Source organism: Kocuria sp. HSID16901 (assembly GCF_003989425.1).
Classification (GTDB): Bacteria; Actinomycetota; Actinomycetes; order Actinomycetales; family Micrococcaceae; genus Rothia; species Rothia massiliensis.
Window position 1 is genome coordinate 132878 of the sequence record NZ_RBLM01000004.1, and the last position, 18555, is coordinate 151432.

An 18555-nucleotide genomic window follows, 5' to 3' on the forward strand; every position below is an offset into this window, starting at 1 on the left:
GCCGGTTCCGTTTTTCTGAAGGTGCCGCCCTGGACATCTCGCAGCAGAGGACATCATGACCGAAGATCTCACCCGCCAAGCTTCCGCCGACGCGCAGAACGAGACGGGCCCTGACCTGGCCACCACGGCCGGCAAGATCGCCGACTTTTACGCGCGCCGCGAGGATTCTTGGATGCCCACCGGGCCGGGGCCCGTGGAGCGCCAACATTCCCGCGGAAAGAACACCGCGCGTGAACGCATCGAGATGTTCCTGGACGAAGGCTCCTTCGTTGAATTCGACGCTCTCGTTGCACATCAGACCACCGCATTCGGGATGGACAAGAAGCGCCCCACCGGTGATGGCTTGGTCTCGGGGTACGGCACCGTCGACGGGCGATTGGTCGCCATCTACTCGCAAGACTTCACGGTTTACGGCGGTTCCCTCTCTCAGGCCAATGGCGAAAAAATCGTCAAGGTTCAGAAATTTGCCCTGCGCAACGGCTGCCCCGTCGTCGGCATTAACGACGGCGGTGGAGCGCGCATCCAGGAGGGCGTCGCGTCCCTGGCCATGTTTGCCGATATCTTCCGCATGAACGTTCGCGCCTCGGGCGTGGTCCCGCAGATCTCGGTAATTATGGGCCCGTGTGCGGGCGGTGCCGCATACTCCCCCGCGCTCACGGACTACGTGATCATGGTGGACAAAACCTCTCACATGTTCATCACCGGCCCGGACGTCATCAAGACCGTCACGGGTGAAGAGGTGGACATGGAAACCTTGGGTGGCGCCAACTCCCATAACTCCGTGACCGGAACGTCCCATTACCTCGCCGAAGACGAAGAGGACGCTTTCGACTTCCTGCGCGAACTCCTGGAATTCTTGCCGTCGAATAACCTGCAAGACGGCGTCGTTCTGGACCACGACCAGGACCCCGAGGTCACCGTGGACGACACGGATTTGGACACTCTGATCCCGGATTCGGCGAACCAACCGTATGACATGCGGGCCGTCATCGAGACCGTCGTCGACGACGAGCACTTCCTGGAGATGCAGGCCCTGTACGCCCCCAACGTAATGACGGGTTACGCCCGCGTCGAGGGCCGGACGGTGGGCATCGTCGCTAATCAGCCGATGCAATTCGCCGGCACGTTGGACATCGCCGCATCCGAGAAGGCCGCCCGATTTGTGCGGCACTGCGACGCTTTCAACATCCCGATCCTGACATTCGTGGATGTCCCCGGCTTCTTGCCCGGAACCGAGCAGGAATTCAATGGCATCATTCGCCGCGGCGCGAAGCTGATTTTTGCCTATGCCGAAGCGACCGTTCCGTTGATCACCGTCATCACGCGCAAGGCCTACGGTGGTGCGTACATCGTCATGGGTTCCAAGAAACTCGGCGCGGACATCAACCTCGCATGGCCGACGGCTCAAATTGGCGTGATGGGTGCCCAGGGCGCGGTCAACATTCTGTACCGCCGCGATCTCAAGGCGGCAGAGGACAACGGCGACGACGTCGAGGCGCTGCGCCAAGAACTCATCGAAAAATACGAGGAAGAGCTGCTTAACCCTTATCAAGCCGCCGAGCGAGGCTACGTAGACTCGGTCATCGCCCCCTCGGAAACCCGCATCAACATCATCAAGTCGCTGCGGGCCCTCCACGACAAGCGTGCTGCCTTGCCGGCCAAGAAGCACGGCAATATCCCGCTGTAAGGGGAAGTCATGTCTACCGAAGAACACCTCGAGGATCAGACGCCGTTGCTCCGGGTCGTCAAGGGCTCACCCACCGAGGAGGAGCTCGCGGCGCTCACGCTCGTCGTCGCGCACCAGCAACGGTCCACGACCAAGCGTCCGCCAGCGGGCAACCCCATCGCCGAGGTGGGGCGTCTTCTGTCGCGCCGTCAGCGCATCGGTGCGGGCCTCGCTCCCGGGCCGGGTTCGTGGCGCCGCGCCCGACCGCGCTAGCCCCCTATCCGAACCGACGCCTCGGCCGACACGTGAGGCCGTGGAGCGGGCCTAGTTCCGTGGAAAAATATGACCCGGCGCATAGTTCTGCGCAGGGTTGTCATAGTTCGTCGCGAAAAATTCCGACTCTCCGCGAGCGGGCCTAGGGTAGTCCGCATGTCTGATCGCTCCACCTCCTCGCACACCTCCTCGACGGCGCCAGATGCGTCGCGCCGTCGACTCCCCTCCTGGATGACGAACTTCGGTATCCAGATCATCTTGGGCCTCATCATCGGCGTCGGCCTGGGATTCCTGGCCCTCGGCCTCGGCGGCGACGCCGAAGAGCACCCGAACGGCCTGATGACCACGCTCGACACCATCGGTTCGAGCTACGTATCGCTACTCAAAGCAGCCGTGGTGCCCCTCGTGGTGACCGCGGTGATTTCCTCGATCGCCAATCTCAGCGAGGTGACCAACGCGGCCCGCTTGGCCGTGAAGACGCTGCTGTGGTTCGCGGGCACGGCGCTCATCGCGGTGCTCATCGGAATCGTGCTGGGCGTCATCTTCCGGCCCGGCGCCAACACCGGCTTGGCGACTCCCGAGGCCTACTCCGGAACCACGGGCTCGTGGCTCGCGTTCGTCCAGAGCATCATCCCGGAAAACTTCTTGGGTTTGACGGTCAAAACAAAGGAGGCCGACGGCGCGGGCCTGACCTCCACGCCCAATTTCAACGTTCTCCAGATCCTGGTGATCTCCGGCGCGTTGGGTATCGCCGCACTGAAGGTCGGCAAGGCCGCCGAACCGTTCCTGGCCTTCGTCCGGTCCGCACTGGCCGTGATCCAAAAGGTGCTGTGGTGGATCATCCGACTGGCCCCGCTGGGCACCATGGGCCTGATCGGTTCGGCCGTCTTCACCTATGGATGGACCACCATGGGCTCGTTGCTCAAATTCGTGGTGCTGCTCTACGTGGGACTCGCGGTCGTTGGATTCGTCGTCTACCCGCTCTTGGCTAAGGCCAATGGGCTCTCCGCGAAGCAGTTCTTCTCCGGTGTGTGGCCGGCCGCGCAAATCGGCTTCGTCTCACGTTCTTCGATCGGCACGATGCCGGTGACCCAGCGGGTGGCCGAACGAAACTTTGGGGTGCCCCGTGCCTATGCCTCCTTCGCGGTACCTTTCGGTTCCACCACCAAAATGGATGGTTGCGCGGCCGTCTATCCGGCCCTCGCCGCGATCTTCGTGGCACAGTTCTACGGCATCGAGATGCATCTGACGCAATACCTGCTGATCGTGGTGGTTTCCGTCCTGGGCTCGGCGGCGACTGCCGGAACCACCGGCGCCACGGTCATGCTGACGCTGACCCTCTCTACCTTGGGGCTCCCCCTGGACGGCGTCGGCCTTCTCCTGGCCATCGATCCGATCATCGATATGGGGCGAACCGCTCTCAACGTGACGGGGCAGGCCCTGATTCCGGCGATCATTTCACGCCGCGAGGGAATCTTGGATCTGGATCTCTACAACGCACCGCGCTCCAGCGACTGGTTCGAATCTGACCTCTCGGCCGAGGACTACGCAAAGGATGTGGTCAGCACCACTTCGAGGTAGATATAGTGGCGTGCATCACTGATATCTGGACGTCAAAGGAGACACCATGACGGTCTATGCACAGCCCGGCCAGAGCGATTCGCCCGCGGAATTTCGGGGCCGCTACGAAAACTTCATCGGCGGTCAGTGGGTTCCGCCCGTGCGGGGCCAATACTTCGAAAATAAGACTCCGGTCACGGGAGAGGTCTTCACCGAGGTGCCACGTAGCACCGCGGAGGACGTCGAGCTCGCGCTCGACGCCGCATGGAAGGCCTTCCCGGCCTGGGGTCGCACGTCCGTGGCCGAACGCGCTGGTGTTCTCCTGAAGATCGCCGACGCGATGGAGTCCCACCTCGAACGCATCGCCGTCGCGGAAACGTGGGATAACGGCAAGCCGGTTCGTGAGTGCTTGGCCGCGGACATCCCGTTGGCCATCGATCACTTCCGCTATTTCGCCGCGGCGATCCGCACCCAAGAAGGCGGCATCTCCCAACTCGACGACGAGACCACGGCCTACCACTTCCATGAGCCGCTCGGCGTCGTCGGGCAGATTATTCCGTGGAACTTCCCCGTTCTCATGGCCGCGTGGAAGATAGCCCCGGCCCTAGCGGCCGGCAATACCGTGGTACTCAAGCCCGCGGAACAGACCCCCGCCTCGATCCTCGTCGTCGTGGACCTTCTTCAGGACATCCTGCCGGACGGCGTGCTGAATATCGTCAACGGATTCGGCGAGGAAGCCGGAGCTGCCCTGTCCGGCAGCGACCGCATCTGCAAGATCGCCTTCACCGGAGAGACCACCACGGGTTCGACGATCGCGAAGGCCGCCGCCGAACACGTGATTCCGTCGACGCTGGAACTCGGCGGCAAGTCCCCCAATATTTTCTTCGCCGATGTTGCCGACCAAGACGACTCCTTCTACCAAAAGTCCTTGGAAGGCTTTGTCTCCTTCGCCCTGAATCAAGGGGAAGTCTGCACGTGCCCGTCCCGCGCGCTCGTCGAGGAATCGATCTTCGATCAGTTCGTGGGCGACGCCGTCGAGCGTGCCCGGAAAATCATTCAGGGCAACCCCCTCGATACCGAAACTATGGTCGGAGCGCAGGCGTCGGAAGAGCAATTCAAGAAAATCTCTTCGTACCTCAAGAAGGGGCCGGAGGAAGGCGCCGAATTGCTCCTGGGCGGTAACCCGGTCACGCTGGATGGCAACCTCGCCGGGGGCTATTACATTGAGCCCACCATCTTCCGTGGGGACAATTCCATGTGCATTTTCCGGGAGGAGATTTTCGGACCAGTACTCAGCGTGACGTCGTTCAAGAACTACGATGAGGCCATCGCCATCGCGAATGACACCGACTTTGGCCTTGGAGCCGGCGTGTGGACCCGTGGGCAGAACACCGCTTACAGGGCTGGTCGAGCCATCCAGGCCGGGCGCGTGTGGGTCAATAATTACCACACCTATCCCGCGCACGCGGCGTTCGGCGGGTACAAGAAGTCTGGCTACGGTCGCGAGAATCACTTGATGATGCTCGACCACTATCAGCAGACCAAGAACTTGTTGGTCTCCTACTCGGAAAACCCGACCGGTCTTTTCTAAAGGACCGTCCGAAAATCCGTCGGGGTGCGCTGTGCTGGCCTAGACTGGTCAGCGTGCGCACCCCGATGCCTTCGCCCAATAACTCCCTAGAGGACCTTGAGTCCTCCCCTGCGGCCCGCGAACCTCTCTTGGTCTTGGCTTCCCAGTCACCTTCCCGCGCGTCGATCCTGAACGCTTCCGGTATCGCCTTTTCCACGATCGTCTCAGGCGTCGACGAAGACGCCGCCCTCGACCGTGCCGAAAGAGAACGTGGCTCGTCGCTGGGTCCCGCGGAGACCGCCGGTGTACTGGCACGCGCCAAGGCCGAGGCCGTGGCTGAGCTCCCCGAAGCCGCCGGTCACCTGATCTTGGGTTGCGATTCGGTTTTCGAACTCGACGGCGTGAGTTACGGCAAACCGTATGAACCCGACGTCGCGATATCCCGCATTCGCCAGATGAGCGGCCGCACAGGAACTCTCCACACCGGCCACTGGCTCGTGGATTGCCGCACTACGAACCAGGAATCCAACGAAAGCCACGGCGTCGTTCGTTCGGCCGACGTCACCTTCGCCACCATGAGCGACACAGAAATTCGCGCATATGTGGCGACTGAAGAACCCCTCAATGTAGCCGGTTCCTTCACGATCGAAGGATTCGGCGCCGCGTTCATCGCCAACATCAGCGGCGAGTCGCACACCGTCCTGGGCTTGAGCGTCCATGCCCTGCGCGAGCTCTTGGCCAAGCGAGGAATGAATATCACGCAATTGTGGACGCGGAACACTTAGTGATTTGCCGTATTTACTACTAAGCTCGCGTGAGGATTATAAGGAGTACATGAGTGACGAACACTGAGTCAGAGCACACCCCGAACCCGGGCTCCCGCTACACCAGCGGGCCGGTCACCAAGGTCTTGATCGCCAACCGCGGCGAAATCGCCGTTCGCGTGATGCGCGCCGCCGCGGACGAGGGCCTGAAGACCGTGGCAGTTTATGCAGAACCTGACCGTGAAGCTCTCCACGTCAAACTCGCGGATGAGGCGTACTCGCTGGGCGGCTCCACGGCTTCTGACTCGTACCTCGTCATGGACAAAATCATCGACGTCGCCGTGCGTTCGGGTGCCGACTCGATCCACCCGGGTTATGGATTCTTGTCCGAAAACGCCCAATTTGCTCGCGCCGTCATGGACGCCGGGCTCACCTGGATCGGCCCGTCCCCCGACGCGATCACGGAGCTGGGCGACAAGGTGGCCGCGCGCCACCTGGCCGAAAAGGTCGGTGCCCCGCTCGTGCCCGGCACCAAAGACCCCGTGGCAGACGCCCAGGAAATCCTCGACTTCGCCGACCAGCACGGCCTGCCGATCGCCATCAAGGCGGCCTTCGGCGGCGGTGGCCGTGGCATCAAGGTCGCCCGGAGCAAGGAAGAAATTCCCGAACTCTTCGAATCGGCCGTCCGTGAAGCCACAGCGGCCTTCGGTCGCGGCGAATGCTTCATTGAGCGATTCTTGGACGCACCGCGTCACGTCGAGACCCAGTGCCTCGCCGACGCACACGGAAACGTCGTCGTCATCTCGACCCGCGACTGCTCCCTCCAGCGCCGCAACCAGAAGCTCGTGGAGGAAGCTCCCGCCCCGTTCCTCAGCGATGAGCAGTTGGAGCGACTCTATGAGTCCTCCAAGGACATCCTCCGCGCCGCCGAGTACCAGGGCGCGGGAACCTGCGAGTTCCTGGTCGGTCAAGACGGCGTCATCAGCTTCCTTGAGGTCAACACGCGCCTTCAGGTCGAGCACCCCGTCTCGGAAGAGGTCTCGGGGATCGACCTGGTCCGCGAGCAGTTCCGCGTGGCACGCGGCGAAGAGCTCGGATACTCCGATCCGGCCCTCCGCGGTCACTCCTTCGAGTTCCGCATCAACGGCGAAGACCCGGGTCGTAACTTCATGCCCTCCCCCGGCAACGTCGAAACACTCAACGTCCCGTCGGGCCCCGGCATCCGTTGGGACTCCGGTGTGGTCGCGGGTGACGTCATCGGCGGCAACTTCGACTCGATGCTCGCCAAACTGATCGTCACGGGAGACTCCCGCCAGCAGGCCCTCGAACGGTCGCGCCGTGCCTTGGCCGAATTGAGCATCACCGGCATGCCGACGGCGACGACTTTCCACCGGGTCGTGGTTTCCGACCCCGCATTCGCCCCTGAAGACGATGCGCCCTTCACGGTGCACACGCGGTGGATCGAAACCGAATTCAACAACACGATCCAGCCTTACGCGGGTCAGCCCGGTTCGGTTGACGCCGAAGAGGACGATCGCCAGAAGGTCGTCGTCGAGGTGAACGGTAAGCGCTTGGAGGTGCTGATGCCTTCTCTCGGCGACGCGCCCACAAGCTCCAGCAAGCCCGCGAAGTCACGCCAGCGCAAGAACCGCTCCGGCGGCACGGCGGCCCCGACCAGCGGTGACGACCTCACGTCACCGATGCAGGGAACCATCGTGAAGACGGCGGTGAAGGACGGCGCGAAGGTCTCCGAGGGTGATCTGATCGTGGTCCTCGAGGCCATGAAGATGGAGCAGCCGCTCACGGCCCACAAGTCGGGCAAGGTGACCGGCCTTAAGGCCAAGCCCGGCGACACCGTGACCGCCGGTTCGGTCATCGCAACCATCAAGTAAAACCCACACCACGACGGCGCGGCTCTTCCGGGGCCGCGCCGTCGTCGTATCCGAAGCCGGTCACGAAGTGTCCAATATTTGGAATGATTGTCCAGCATCTAAACAGGACTCTTAGGGTAAAAGGCATCACTCGCGCCGTTTCTTGAGCCAGGGACGGCCCCGCCCAACTCGTAAGGAGCCTCGTTGACGACTTCCGAAACCTCCACCGCGACCGAACCGGCCGCATCCCCAGAGAACCTGCAGGCCGCGGTCGAACGAGTTCCGAGGTACCGCATCATTACCGCATCTCTGGTCGGTACCACCATCGAGTTCTACGACTTCTACGTGTACGCGACGGCCGCTGTCGCGGTGTTCCCTGCCCTGTTCTTCACGGGACAAGATGACACCACCAAGCTCCTCGCTTCCATGGCCACCTTCGCCGCCGCGTTCTTGGGCCGCCCCCTGGGCTCCGTGGTGTTTGGGCATTTTGGTGACCGCATCGGTCGAAAGGCAACCCTCGTGGGCGCATTGCTCACCATGGGTCTGGCCACTTTCCTCATCGGATTGCTCCCCACGTATCACCAGATTTCCTTCTGGGCCCCCGCGATCCTGACCATTTTGCGCTTCGCCCAGGGCATGGGACTCGGCGGAGAATGGTCGGGCGCTGCCCTGCTGGCTAGTGAATATGCCAAGCCTGGAAAACGAGCCCAGGCCGCTATGTGGCCCCAGCTCGGCGCACCCCTCGGATTCATCCTGGCCAACGGGTTCGTCCTCTTGCTGACCACGTGGATGAGCTTCGATTCCACCACCGACGCCGCAGCCACCGACTCGCCGTTCCTCGTGTGGGGCTGGCGCATCCCCTTCCTGTTCTCGATCGTCATGATCCTGCTGGGCCTCTACGTCCGCCTCAAGCTCGAAGAAACTCCCGTCTTCCGCCAGTCCGTCCAGCAGGGCGAGAAAGCCAAGGCACCCGTCGTCGACGCTTTCCGGACCGCCTGGAAGCCCATGATCTTGGGAACTTTCGTCATGCTGTCGTGCTACGTGTTGTTCTACCTGCTGACCGCGTGGATCCTGTCCTACGGCATCGGCAATCCGGCCAAGGGTGCCGGTCTCGGCATTCCGTACCACACGTTCCTTAAGGTACAGCTGGTCGCCGTCCTGTTCTTCGCCGCCTTCGTCCCGGTGTCCGGATGGCTCGCGGATAAGATCGGCCGCCGCCGCCAGCAGATTGCCACGAATATCCTGCTCATCGCCTTTGGCTTGAGTTTCGGCATCTTCATGGCGCCGTCCACGATGGGCACGGGGGCTCAGGTGAATATCCCAGGCCTCATCCTCTTCATTTCCATCGGCATGGCGATCATGGGGCTTTCCTTCGGCTCGATGTCCGCCTACCTGCCAGAGCTGTTCCCCACCAACGTCCGGTACACCGGTTCGGGGATCTCGTACAACGTCTCCTCAATCTTGGGTGCGGCCATCACGCCGTACGTGGCCGTGTGGCTCAATTCCCACGGCGGCGTCAGCGCCGTGGGGTGGTACCTGGCGGGTGCCGCGGTCCTCACGCTCGTCGCTCTGTTCATTTCGCATGAGACGCGCGATATTGACCTCACCAAGGTGGGCCAGGAGCGGAAGTAGCCGGCCCGGATCACCAAAAACGCCGCCGCCCTCCATTCCGGAGGGCGGCGGCGTCGTAGTAACGGCAGTCCGTGCGATTAGGTCGGCATGCGGTGCAATCGGCGCGCCGCTTCGGACATCGATCCCGTGAGCGAGGGATACACCGAGAACGAGTCGGCGAATTCGTCCACCGACATCTTGTTATTGACCGCCAGCGAGAGCGAGAAAATCAGCTCGGAGGCGCGGGGGCCGACGACGACGCCGCCAATGATGGTCCCCGACCCCTTGCGGGCAAAGATCTTCACGAATCCGTCCTCGACGGCCATCATCTTGGCTCGCGGATTGGTCGAGAGCGAGAGCATCACGGCATCGGCTTGGTACCGGCCGCTCTCGATGTCGGCCTCGGTGACTCCCACGGTTGCAATCTCCGGGGAGGTGAAGATGTTCGAGGCAACACGATGCTTCTTGAGCGGACCGACCGAGTCACCCAGCAAATGGGCCATGGCGATACGTCCCTGCATCGCCGCGACCGAGGCCAGCGGAAGCACGCCGGTGCAGTCACCGGCGGCGTAGATATTCGACGCCGTTGTTCGGGAGACGCCGTCCACCGCGATGTGCCCCGATTTGGTCACCGCCACGCCGGCATTTTCGAGGCCCAGGTCTGCGGTATTGGGAATAGAGCCGACCGCCATGAGGCAGTGAGAACCGGCGACCTTGCGTCCGTCGGAGAGGGTCACGATGACGCCGTCGCCAGTGTTCTCGGCCGCCGCGGCACGGGATCGAGGCATAACGTTCATGCCTCGGCGATCAAAGACATCCTCGAGCACCTTGGCGGCGTCGGCGTCCTCACCGGGAAGCACCTGATCACGCGAGGAGATGAGCGTGACCTCGGCCCCTAGCCCACGGTATGCCGAGGCGAATTCCGCACCAGTCACACCCGATCCGACCACGATGAGGTGCTCCGGCACCGTTTGAAGCTGGTACAGCTGAGTCCAATTGAAGATCCGATCACCGTCTGGCTTGGCATCCGCGAGCTCGCGGGGGTGAGCGCCAACGCTCAGTAGGACGGCGTGCGTGGACAGGCGATAGGTCAGGTTCTGGCTATCCGAGACCTCTACGGTTCGGTCGTCAATCAAACGGCCTTTCCCCTCGATGACCTTGACCCCGGCCTTTTCCAGGCTGCGGCGAATGTCCTTGGACTGCTCATAGGCGAGGTTCAAGAGGCGACGGTTAACCTTGTCGATGTGGACCTCGAGCTCGACCAGCTCGTCTCCGGCCCGAGTGCGAATCCCCAGCGCGGGGGCCTCGCTGAAGCGATTCATGGTGTCTGCCGAGGCGATCAGGGTCTTCGAGGGGACGACGTCGGTCAGGACGGCCGAACCGCCCATCCCCTTCTCTTCGATGATCGTGACGTCCGCGCCAAGATTGGCCGCGACCAGTGCCGACTCGTAGCCGCCGGGTCCGCCGCCGATGATGATGATCTTCTGGGGTGTAAATGCAGTAGCTTCGCTCACGATGGCCATTCTTCCCCAGCCGGGCAAGTCCGTCCAAGTCAACGGGGAACTCTCGAGGTGAAATTCGCGCGAACCGCCCACGATCGGCTCATACACAAGCCATCTAGCCTCTACCGATCCCCCGACATCCTGCTAGTTTGGACGGGTGAGCACCAGTAAAAATACCCTTCCCGTACGTCTTCCCGGCAACTCCTCGGACATGGCGTTTGAGCCCAACCGTCTTGCCGACGAGGCGGCCGCCTACATCACCGAGCGCACCGGCGTGGACCGCTACGACTACGCACTCACCCTGGGATCTGGCTGGGGTGGCGCCGCGGAACTGATCGGAACCACCGACGCCGTCCTTCAGGCCTCGGACATCCCGGGCTTCCACGCGTCGAGCGTTGCGGGCCATGCCGGCACCATCACCTCCATCACCACCGAAACGGGCAAACACGCCCTCGTGATAGGAGCGCGCACGCATTACTACGAGGGTCGTGGCGTCGACGCCGTGGTCCACGGGGTACGCACCGCCGCCGCTGCCGGATGCTCGACCATGATTCTGACGAATGGCTGCGGCGGGTTGCAGCCGACCTACGCACCGGGCGTTCCCGTATTGATCAGCGATCACATCAACCTCACGGGAGCATCACCCCTGGTGGGCGCGCACTTCGTGGATCTCACCGACCTGTACTCTCCTCGCATTCGCGAGATCGCTCACTCGGTGGACCCCGAGTTGGAGGAAGGGGTGTACATGCAGCTTCCCGGTCCTCACTACGAGACCCCGGCGGAGATTCGGATGGCCCGCACCTTGGGAGCCGATCTCGTGGGCATGTCCACGGCGCTCGAAGCCATCGCCGCTCGGGCCGCGGGGCTCGAAGTCTTCGGGATCTCGTTAGTCACCAACCTGGCCGCGGGCATTTCCGAAACCCCTTTGAACCACCACGAGGTACTCGAGGAAGGCCGCAATGCCGGTCCCCGCATCTCTCGGTTGCTCGCGGACATCATCCACCGATTGGACAGCTGAGCGCACCGCCAGCAGGAAAACAACGAGGTTTATCCCATGACACCGATCAGCGACATTATCGATCACGCCATGCAGTGGGTTCAGGCCGATCCTGACCCCGAGACCCAGCGTGAGCTCTTGGATCTGACCAGCCGCGCCGAAGGCGATGAAGCCGCTGCCGCGCAATTGCGGGACCGATTCTCGGGACATCTGCAATTCGGTACGGCCGGCCTCCGCGCCGCCTTGGGTGCGGGCCCCATGCGGATGAATCGCGCCGTCGTGATTCGCGCGGCCTACGGCGTCGCCGAATACCTCACCGAACGTGCGACCAAGGAAAACTGGGGCACCAAGGTTCGCGCCGTCATCGGCTACGACGCCCGCACCAAATCCGATGCCTTCGCCCGTGACACCGCCGCGGTGTTCACGGCAGCCGGCATGGACGCCTTCTTGATGCCGCTGGCCCTGCCCACGCCCGTCCTGGCGTGGGCCACACGCTTGCTGAAGGCCGACGTCGGCGTGATGGTCACGGCTTCTCATAACCCGCCCGCGGACAACGGCTACAAGGTGTACCTGGGCGGTCGCGCCGTCGGCGAGGACGCCCGGGGAGCCCAGATCGTGCCGCCCACCGATGCCGACATCGCCGGCAAGATCGCGGCCGCTCCCCCGGCGGACCAGATCGAACGCTCCGCATCCGGTTGGACCATGCTTCCCGAACGCATCGCCCGGGACTACGAGCACGAGGTCACGTCGCTGATCCCCGGAATCGCTCCCGATCAACGTTCACTTCGTGTGGTGCTGACACCGATGCACGGAGTGGGCGGCGAAGTCATGTCCTTCGTCCTCGCGCGGGCCGGGTTCGACAAATTGCACGTGGTACCGGAACAAGCGTTGCCGAACCCCAAATTCCCCACGGTGGCCTTTCCGAATCCCGAGGAACCAGGTGCCATGGACTTGGCCCTCGAATTGGCCCGGGACCGCGACGCCGACCTCGTGATCGCCAACGATCCGGACGCCGACCGCGCAGCCTTCGCGATTCCAGACGCACGTCGCGAGGGCGGCTGGCGCATCCTGCGGGGCGATGAAGTCGGAGCGATCCTCGGTCGCGTCATGTTGGAACGCATCCCCTCGACGGGAGGGGCCCGCCCCTTCTTCGCAAATTCGATCGTTTCCTCCCGACTCTTGGGAGCGATGGCGACGGCGCACGGCGTCGGACACCAGCAGACCCTCACCGGTTTCAAGTGGATCGCGCGCGTTCAGGGCCTGGTCTACGGATACGAAGAGGCGCTGGGCTATTGCGTGGCTCCGGACCTCGTCAAAGACAAGGACGGCATCTCCGCGGCCCTGGTGTTGGCCGATCACGCCGCGAAACTGAAAGACGCCGGTAAATCGCTCCTGGACGTCTTGGATGACATCGCGCTTCAACACGGCGTCTACGCGACCGATCAGCTCTCGGTTCGCGTCGACGATCTCGCCCGGATCGACGCCATGATGCAACGGCTGAGGAGCAAGGCCCCCGAACGGCTCGCCGGTTCGCCCGTGGTCGAGTACCGCGACCTGTCCGAAGGTTCCAAAGACCTTCCGCCGACCGACGGTATTCTGTTGCTGACCGAAGACGACAGCCGCGTGATCGTCCGACCATCCGGAACCGAGCCAAAGCTCAAGTGCTACTTGGAGGCCATCGTTCCTGTCGCCGAGCCCGGCGAACTCGAGAACTCCCGCGCGACGGCTTCCGCACGTTTGGCGGATCTCCGCCTCGACGTCACTCGCGCACTCGGCGTCGACACCGAATCCTGATCCACACCCCGTTCCGCTTCCCCAGCGGACCCACCGAATACTGGAGAGCTCCATGACCGAGACCTACACTGCAGAACGCCTTGCTGGCATGATCGACCACACAATCCTGGCAGCGAATGCCCGAGCAACCGACGTCGAGCGCTTGTGCAACGAGGCCCGAGAATTCGGCTTCGCGTCGGTATGCGTCAACCCCGTATGGGCCAGCCTCGTGGCGGATCGGCTCGCCGGTAGCGACGCCGTGGCTTGCGCCGTCGTGGGGTTTCCTTTGGGCGCGACGACGACCGATCAAAAGGTCCACGAAGCCACATCCGCTCTCAACGCCGGTGCCCGCGAGATCGACATGGTCATCAATATCGCTGACGCCCTGGAAGGGGACCGCGAGGCCCTGACCAAGGACATCCGTGCAGTGGCGGAAGCGGTTCATGCTCAGGGCGGCCTCCTGAAAGTCATCATCGAGGCATGTCTGCTCGACGACGATCAGAAAGTCCTCGCTTGTCAGGCTTCCGTGGCTGCTGGCGCGGATTTCGTCAAAACCTCCACCGGGTTCTCGACCGGCGGGGCGACGGTCGAGGACGTCAAGTTAATGCGTCTGACCGTCGGCCCCGACATCGGTGTTAAGGCCTCCGGCGGCATCCGCACCCGTGAAGATGCCCTCGCCATGATCGAGGCAGGTGCCAGCCGCATTGGCGCGTCACAAGGCATCGAGATCATTCGGGCAAGCTAAACGTCTGACTTGCTCCTATACTGGAAGTAGCTCGTCAATAGTCCTCGCGCGACCGAGCAGAGACGCGATCACTCGAGGACATACACACCGTCAGGATTGAGGATTACATGACCCACGCCACCGAATCGGCCTTCCGTAGGGAGGACCAGAAGCCTGCGAACAGCGAGGCCAGCCACCCCAAGGTGCGCAATCACTCCGGTGAAGGCCACCTCGCGTCGAACCTGGTGATGTTCATCTTCTGCATGATCCTGCTCGTCGCCTCGTTCTACTGCTTTGGCCTGTGGATCTCCGATTCGAAGGCTTGGCTTCCCTTTGCCATCGCGATCGTCCTGTACGGTTTGACCTTCTTGGTCCCGTTCCAGTTGCTCAGCAGCAAGACCGCCAAGCATTCGACGTCCGGTAAGGACATCACGCAGCTCTAAAGCATGCCAGCGCACGTGGCATCGTGCTCATGACAATGGCCGGCCCTCCCTTCGGAGAGCCGGCCATTGTTGTGAGGGACGGGAATTCGTGGATTCGGCCGCTCGGGAGGGAGCGGCCTGGCGTGTTTACTCTAGAATCGCTTCGATGAAGGTGCCGACCCACTCGAGGATCGCGTCATCCACGAGGTCTTTGCCGCCCACCGGCGCGGATTTGGGTTTGGGCACCAAGATCTGTTGCTGTTCCGTCCCAGGGACGGTCTTGACGAGGGCCCCCGGGTACATGCGTTGAAGCCGCATTGCCTTGGACTCGGGTAGATCCACCGGATAGAACCGGATCTTCGGGCCCATGACCATGATTTCGGTGAGCCCGGCCGCACGGGCTCTGATCCTCAGGCGAGCAATCTTCAGCAGATTATTCGCCGGTTCCGGAAGGTCCCCGTACCGATCTCGTAGTTCGGCCGCGACGTCTTCCACGGACTGTTCGCTGGATGCCGCGGCGAGGTTGCGGTAGGCCTCCAGACGAAGCCGCTCCCCTGGCACGTAGTCGTGCGGAAGGTGAGCATCCACGGGGAGCTCAATCTTCATTTCCGCGGGCGCTTCCTCTCGTTCGTCACCGCGGTAGTCGGCCACAGCCTCCCCGACCAAACGCAAATACAGATCGAAGCCGACACCCGCAATATGTCCGGACTGCTCTCCACCCAGCAAGTTGCCGGCGCCTCGGATTTCGAGATCCTTCATCGCGAGTTGCATACCCGCCCCCAGCTCGTTGTGGGCCGCCACGGCTTTGAGTCGTTCCAATGCCACCTCGCCCAGCGGCTTCTCGAGCGGGTACAGGAAATACGCGTAGGCACGTTCGCGTCCGCGCCCGACTCGTCCGCGAAGCTGGTGAAGCTGCGACAAACCATAGTTATTCGCGCGGTCGACGATGAGGGTATTGGCGTTGGAGATATCCAACCCGGTCTCGACGATCGTCGTGCAGACCAGCACGTCGAATCGTTTCTCCCAAAAGTCAACAATGATCTGTTCGAGCCGTGCTTCGCTCATCTGGCCGTGTGCCACCGCAATGCGCGCCTCGGGGACCAATTTCTGCAGGTCGGAGGCCACCCGGTCGATCGAGGATACCCGATTGTGCACGTAGAACACCTGGCCTTCGCGCATGAGCTCACGCCGCACGGCCGCGGCCACCTGTTTCTCAGTGTGCTGTCCCACGAAGGTCAACACCGGATGCCGCTCCTCGGGCGGCGTCGCCAAGGTCGACGTTTCCCGAATGCCGGTCAGCGACATCTCTAGCGTGCGGGGAATCGGCGTCGCCGACATCGCCAGAACGTCCACATTGGTGCGTAATGTCTTGAGCTTTTCCTTGTGCTCCACGCCGAACCGCTGTTCCTCGTCAATGATGACCAGTCCCAAATCCTTGAAGTTCACGGCTTGGGACAACAGGCGGTGGGTACCGATGACGACGTCGATCGTGCCATCCGCGATCCCCGACTCGACGGCCTTGGATTCCTTGGCGGTTTGGAACCGAGAAAGGGTGGCTACCCGCACCGGGAACCCGCTAAAACGCTCGGTGAAAGTTTCGGAGTGCTGTTGAGCGAGCAGCGTCGTTGGCACGAGGATCGCGACTTGCTTGCCGTCCTGAACCGCCTTAAAGGCCGCTCGGACGGCGATCTCCGTCTTCCCGTACCCCACGTCGCCGGAGATCAACCGGTCCATCGGGATCTCCTTCTCCATGTCCGATTTGACCTCATTGATGGTCGTCAGCTGGTCAGGAGTCTCGACGTAGGGGAAAGCCTCCTCGAGTTCTCGCTGCCACGGCGTATCTGTGCCAAAGGCGTGTCCCCGTGAGGCCATGCGCGCCGAATAGAGGCGAATGAGGTCGGCCGCAATTTCCTTGACCGCCTTGCGCGCCCGAGATTTAGTCTTCGCCCAGTCAGAGCCACCCATCTTGGAGAGGGTTGGAGCATCTCCACCCACGTAATTGGTCACTTGATCGAGCTGATCGGTCGGCACAAAGAGCCTGTCCCGGGGCGCGCCACGCTTCGAGGAAGCATATTCCAGGACGAGGTATTCCTTCATGGGTTTCGGCTGACCGGGCTTGACCATGGCGCCCGCAATCGGTCGTTGGATCAACTCGACGAATTGGCCGATGCCGTGTTGTTCATGCACCACGTAGTCGCCGGGCTTCAAAGCGAGCGGGTCCACCGCATTGCGACGACGCCGCGCAGGAAGTTTCCGCATGTCTCGGGTGGTGTAGGGGCTAGCCTTGCCCAGCACATCCGCCTCGGTCAGCAACGCAATTTTCGCGTCTTCGAGCACGAATCCCGTTCCATGCGGAGCCGTGGTCAGCTCGATGAGACCGGGCTGCGGTTCGGCTATCAGGTCCTCGCTCCGGGAGGCCGGAAGATCGGCCCCTTGGAACAGCTCGGCCAAACGATTCAGCGGTCCCGGTCCATCGGTGACCGCCACGACCTGCCAGCCTTCGCGCACATGATCACCCACGACCTCCAGCATGGCCTCGACGTTGCCCGCAAAGGTCAGTGGCGCCCTGACGGCGATCGTGAGCGTGTCGACGTCGTCGTCGATCGCGTCGTCGACTCCCAGCGAGGTGATCGACCACCAACCCAGTCCGGCATCCAACGCTTCGTTCCGCGCATCGGCCACGGACATGAAGCTGGCCTGCGCGAGTCCCGTCTCGTTCAGGTCGATGGGGGCCTGTTGGCCGTCGGAGGCTTGTTCCCAGGCGGCCACGAGGAATTCTTCGTTGGTCGCGACGAGGTCGGCCGCTCGGGCACGAACCTTCTCCGGCTCCAGGAGCACCGTCAACGAGTCCTGCGGCAGAGAGGCGACGAGGGTGGTCATGGCATCCACCAGCAACGGCGCCAAGGATTCCATGCCTTCAACGTAAATACCGCCCGCGATGCGCTCCAACATGGATTCGGCGCCGGGGAGCGAATTCTTCAACTGGGCGGCCCGCGACATGACCTGCGGTGTAATCAAAATTTCTCGGCAAGGAGGCGCCACGAGAGAGGTCGGGTCTCCGCCGTCTTGGGGAGTGAAAGTCCGTTGGTCCGCGACGGCGAACCACTTCATTTGGTCGATGTCATCACCGAAGAATTCGATGCGTACCGGGTGATCCTCGACCGGAGAAAAGACATCCAAAATTCCGCCGCGGACCGCGAATTCACCGCGTTTGGTCACCAAATCGACTCGTGAATAGGCCGCCTTGGACAGTGCCTCGATCGTCGCTTCGAAGTCGTGTTCCTCTCCCACGGCCAGGCTCACGGGCTTCATCGAGTCGAGGCTCGCGGAAATGGGTTGCAGCACCGAACGAATCGGTGCAATCACCACGCGCACTGCGTCGTCGGCCTCCGAAAGACGCCGCAACACGGCCAAACGCTGACCGACCGTGTCCGACCGTGGGGACAAGCGTTCGTGCGGCAGGGTCTCCCACGCGGGGAATCGAGTCACGGTGCGCGGGTCCAGATAGGAGCCCAGAATGCCTTCGAGGTCTTCCGCTTCCCGGTCCGTGGCGGTGACGGCGAGGACGACGGGTGCGTGGCCCGAAGCGTGATCGCGAGCGCTTTCCGCTGCGGCCAGACCGTCGGAGATTTGGGCGACCAATGGTGCGCGCAGCCCCTCGGCGGCGCCGATGAGGGTCTCTGCCGACCGTTCCGTGGCCGGTCGGGAGGCCTGGGCGAGCACGTTGGCAAAGGTGGGTTCTTTGGCGAGGGCTTGACGCAACCCGATGAGGCTCATGGCAGAACATTCCTTGGGTGGTGGGGTGAGGCCACTTTTTGGGCG

At 62.7% G+C, this 18555-nt stretch carries 13 protein-coding genes; 11 read left to right on the plus strand and 2 right to left on the minus strand.

Annotated features, from left to right (window positions below; all coding sequences use genetic code 11):
- Nucleotides 1–55 precede the first annotated feature (55 nt).
- From D8M21_RS07225 to D8M21_RS07255, 7 genes are all read left to right on the plus strand, one after another.
- A complete protein-coding gene (locus D8M21_RS07225; RefSeq protein ID WP_048679440.1) occupies nucleotides 56–1687 on the plus strand; it encodes an acyl-CoA carboxylase subunit beta in 1632 nt (543 codons plus the stop codon).
- Nucleotides 1688–1696: 9 nt separating this feature from the next.
- On the plus strand, nucleotides 1697–1939 hold the full coding sequence (locus D8M21_RS07230) for an acyl-CoA carboxylase subunit epsilon (RefSeq protein ID WP_048679443.1): 243 nt from the start codon (nucleotides 1697–1699) through the stop codon (nucleotides 1937–1939).
- A 156-nt stretch (nucleotides 1940–2095) separates the two neighbouring features.
- Nucleotides 2096–3520, plus strand: a complete 1425-nt coding sequence (locus tag D8M21_RS07235; protein WP_238651131.1) for a dicarboxylate/amino acid:cation symporter — start codon at nucleotides 2096–2098, stop codon at nucleotides 3518–3520.
- 46 nt (nucleotides 3521–3566) lie between these two features.
- A complete protein-coding gene (gene exaC, locus D8M21_RS07240; protein WP_048679447.1) occupies nucleotides 3567–5090 on the plus strand; it encodes an acetaldehyde dehydrogenase ExaC in 1524 nt (507 codons plus the stop codon).
- A gap of 53 nt (nucleotides 5091–5143) precedes the next feature.
- Complete coding sequence (locus D8M21_RS07245) at nucleotides 5144–5854, plus strand: Maf family protein (RefSeq protein ID WP_238651133.1); 711 nt, start codon at nucleotides 5144–5146, stop codon at nucleotides 5852–5854.
- 161 nt (nucleotides 5855–6015) lie between these two features.
- Entirely contained in the window at nucleotides 6016–7725 is a 1710-nt protein-coding gene (locus tag D8M21_RS07250; RefSeq protein WP_238651168.1) for an acetyl/propionyl/methylcrotonyl-CoA carboxylase subunit alpha, read from the plus strand.
- A 183-nt stretch (nucleotides 7726–7908) separates the two neighbouring features.
- Complete coding sequence (locus D8M21_RS07255) at nucleotides 7909–9336, plus strand: MFS transporter (protein ID WP_082156670.1); 1428 nt, start codon at nucleotides 7909–7911, stop codon at nucleotides 9334–9336.
- Between the two features lie 77 nt (nucleotides 9337–9413).
- Here D8M21_RS07255 and D8M21_RS07260 read toward each other — a convergent pair whose 3' ends face one another.
- Nucleotides 9414–10838, minus strand: coding sequence for an NAD(P)H-quinone dehydrogenase (locus D8M21_RS07260; RefSeq protein WP_048680006.1), 1425 nt, complete (start codon nucleotides 10836–10838; stop codon nucleotides 9414–9416).
- A 190-nt stretch (nucleotides 10839–11028) separates the two neighbouring features.
- Between D8M21_RS07260 and D8M21_RS07265 the strand changes: the two genes are divergently transcribed.
- From D8M21_RS07265 to D8M21_RS07280, 4 genes are all read left to right on the plus strand, one after another.
- Complete coding sequence (locus D8M21_RS07265) at nucleotides 11029–11835, plus strand: purine-nucleoside phosphorylase (protein WP_048680009.1); 807 nt, start codon at nucleotides 11029–11031, stop codon at nucleotides 11833–11835.
- Between the two features lie 36 nt (nucleotides 11836–11871).
- Nucleotides 11872–13608 (plus strand): phospho-sugar mutase, encoded by a 1737-nt coding sequence (locus D8M21_RS07270; protein ID WP_048679452.1) that lies wholly within the window; start codon nucleotides 11872–11874, stop codon nucleotides 13606–13608.
- Nucleotides 13609–13660: 52 nt separating this feature from the next.
- Nucleotides 13661–14332, plus strand: coding sequence for a deoxyribose-phosphate aldolase (gene deoC, locus D8M21_RS07275; RefSeq protein WP_048679454.1), 672 nt, complete (start codon nucleotides 13661–13663; stop codon nucleotides 14330–14332).
- Nucleotides 14333–14439: 107 nt separating this feature from the next.
- Nucleotides 14440–14754 carry a hypothetical protein gene (locus tag D8M21_RS07280; RefSeq protein WP_048679456.1) on the plus strand — a complete coding sequence of 105 codons (315 nt, stop codon included), beginning with the start codon at nucleotides 14440–14442 and terminating at the stop codon, nucleotides 14752–14754.
- A gap of 126 nt (nucleotides 14755–14880) precedes the next feature.
- On the opposite strand, the gene mfd is transcribed toward D8M21_RS07280, so the two are convergent.
- Nucleotides 14881–18510, minus strand: a complete 3630-nt coding sequence (gene mfd, locus D8M21_RS07285) for a transcription-repair coupling factor (protein ID WP_048679458.1) — start codon at nucleotides 18508–18510, stop codon at nucleotides 14881–14883.
- Nucleotides 18511–18555: the final 45 nt, after the last annotated feature.

Bases quoted from the DNA above. Each gene is read 5' to 3' on its own strand.
- D8M21_RS07230 (WP_048679443.1), top strand. From the start codon at position 1,697: ATGTCTACCGAAGAACACCTCGAGGATCAGACGCCGTTGCTCCGGGTC.
- D8M21_RS07250 (WP_238651168.1), top strand. From the start codon at position 6,016: ATGCGCGCCGCCGCGGACGAGGGCCTGAAGACCGTGGCAGTTTATGCA.
- D8M21_RS07225 (WP_048679440.1), top strand. From the start codon at position 56: ATGACCGAAGATCTCACCCGCCAAGCTTCCGCCGACGCGCAGAACGAG.
- D8M21_RS07280 (WP_048679456.1), top strand. From the start codon at position 14,440: ATGACCCACGCCACCGAATCGGCCTTCCGTAGGGAGGACCAGAAGCCT.
- D8M21_RS07260 (WP_048680006.1), bottom strand. From the start codon at position 10,838: ATGGCCATCGTGAGCGAAGCTACTGCATTTACACCCCAGAAGATCATC.
- exaC (WP_048679447.1), top strand. From the start codon at position 3,567: ATGACGGTCTATGCACAGCCCGGCCAGAGCGATTCGCCCGCGGAATTT.
- D8M21_RS07235 (WP_238651131.1), top strand. From the start codon at position 2,096: ATGTCTGATCGCTCCACCTCCTCGCACACCTCCTCGACGGCGCCAGAT.
- deoC (WP_048679454.1), top strand. From the start codon at position 13,661: ATGACCGAGACCTACACTGCAGAACGCCTTGCTGGCATGATCGACCAC.
- D8M21_RS07265 (WP_048680009.1), top strand. From the start codon at position 11,029: ATGGCGTTTGAGCCCAACCGTCTTGCCGACGAGGCGGCCGCCTACATC.
- D8M21_RS07270 (WP_048679452.1), top strand. From the start codon at position 11,872: ATGACACCGATCAGCGACATTATCGATCACGCCATGCAGTGGGTTCAG.
- mfd (WP_048679458.1), bottom strand. From the start codon at position 18,510: ATGAGCCTCATCGGGTTGCGTCAAGCCCTCGCCAAAGAACCCACCTTT.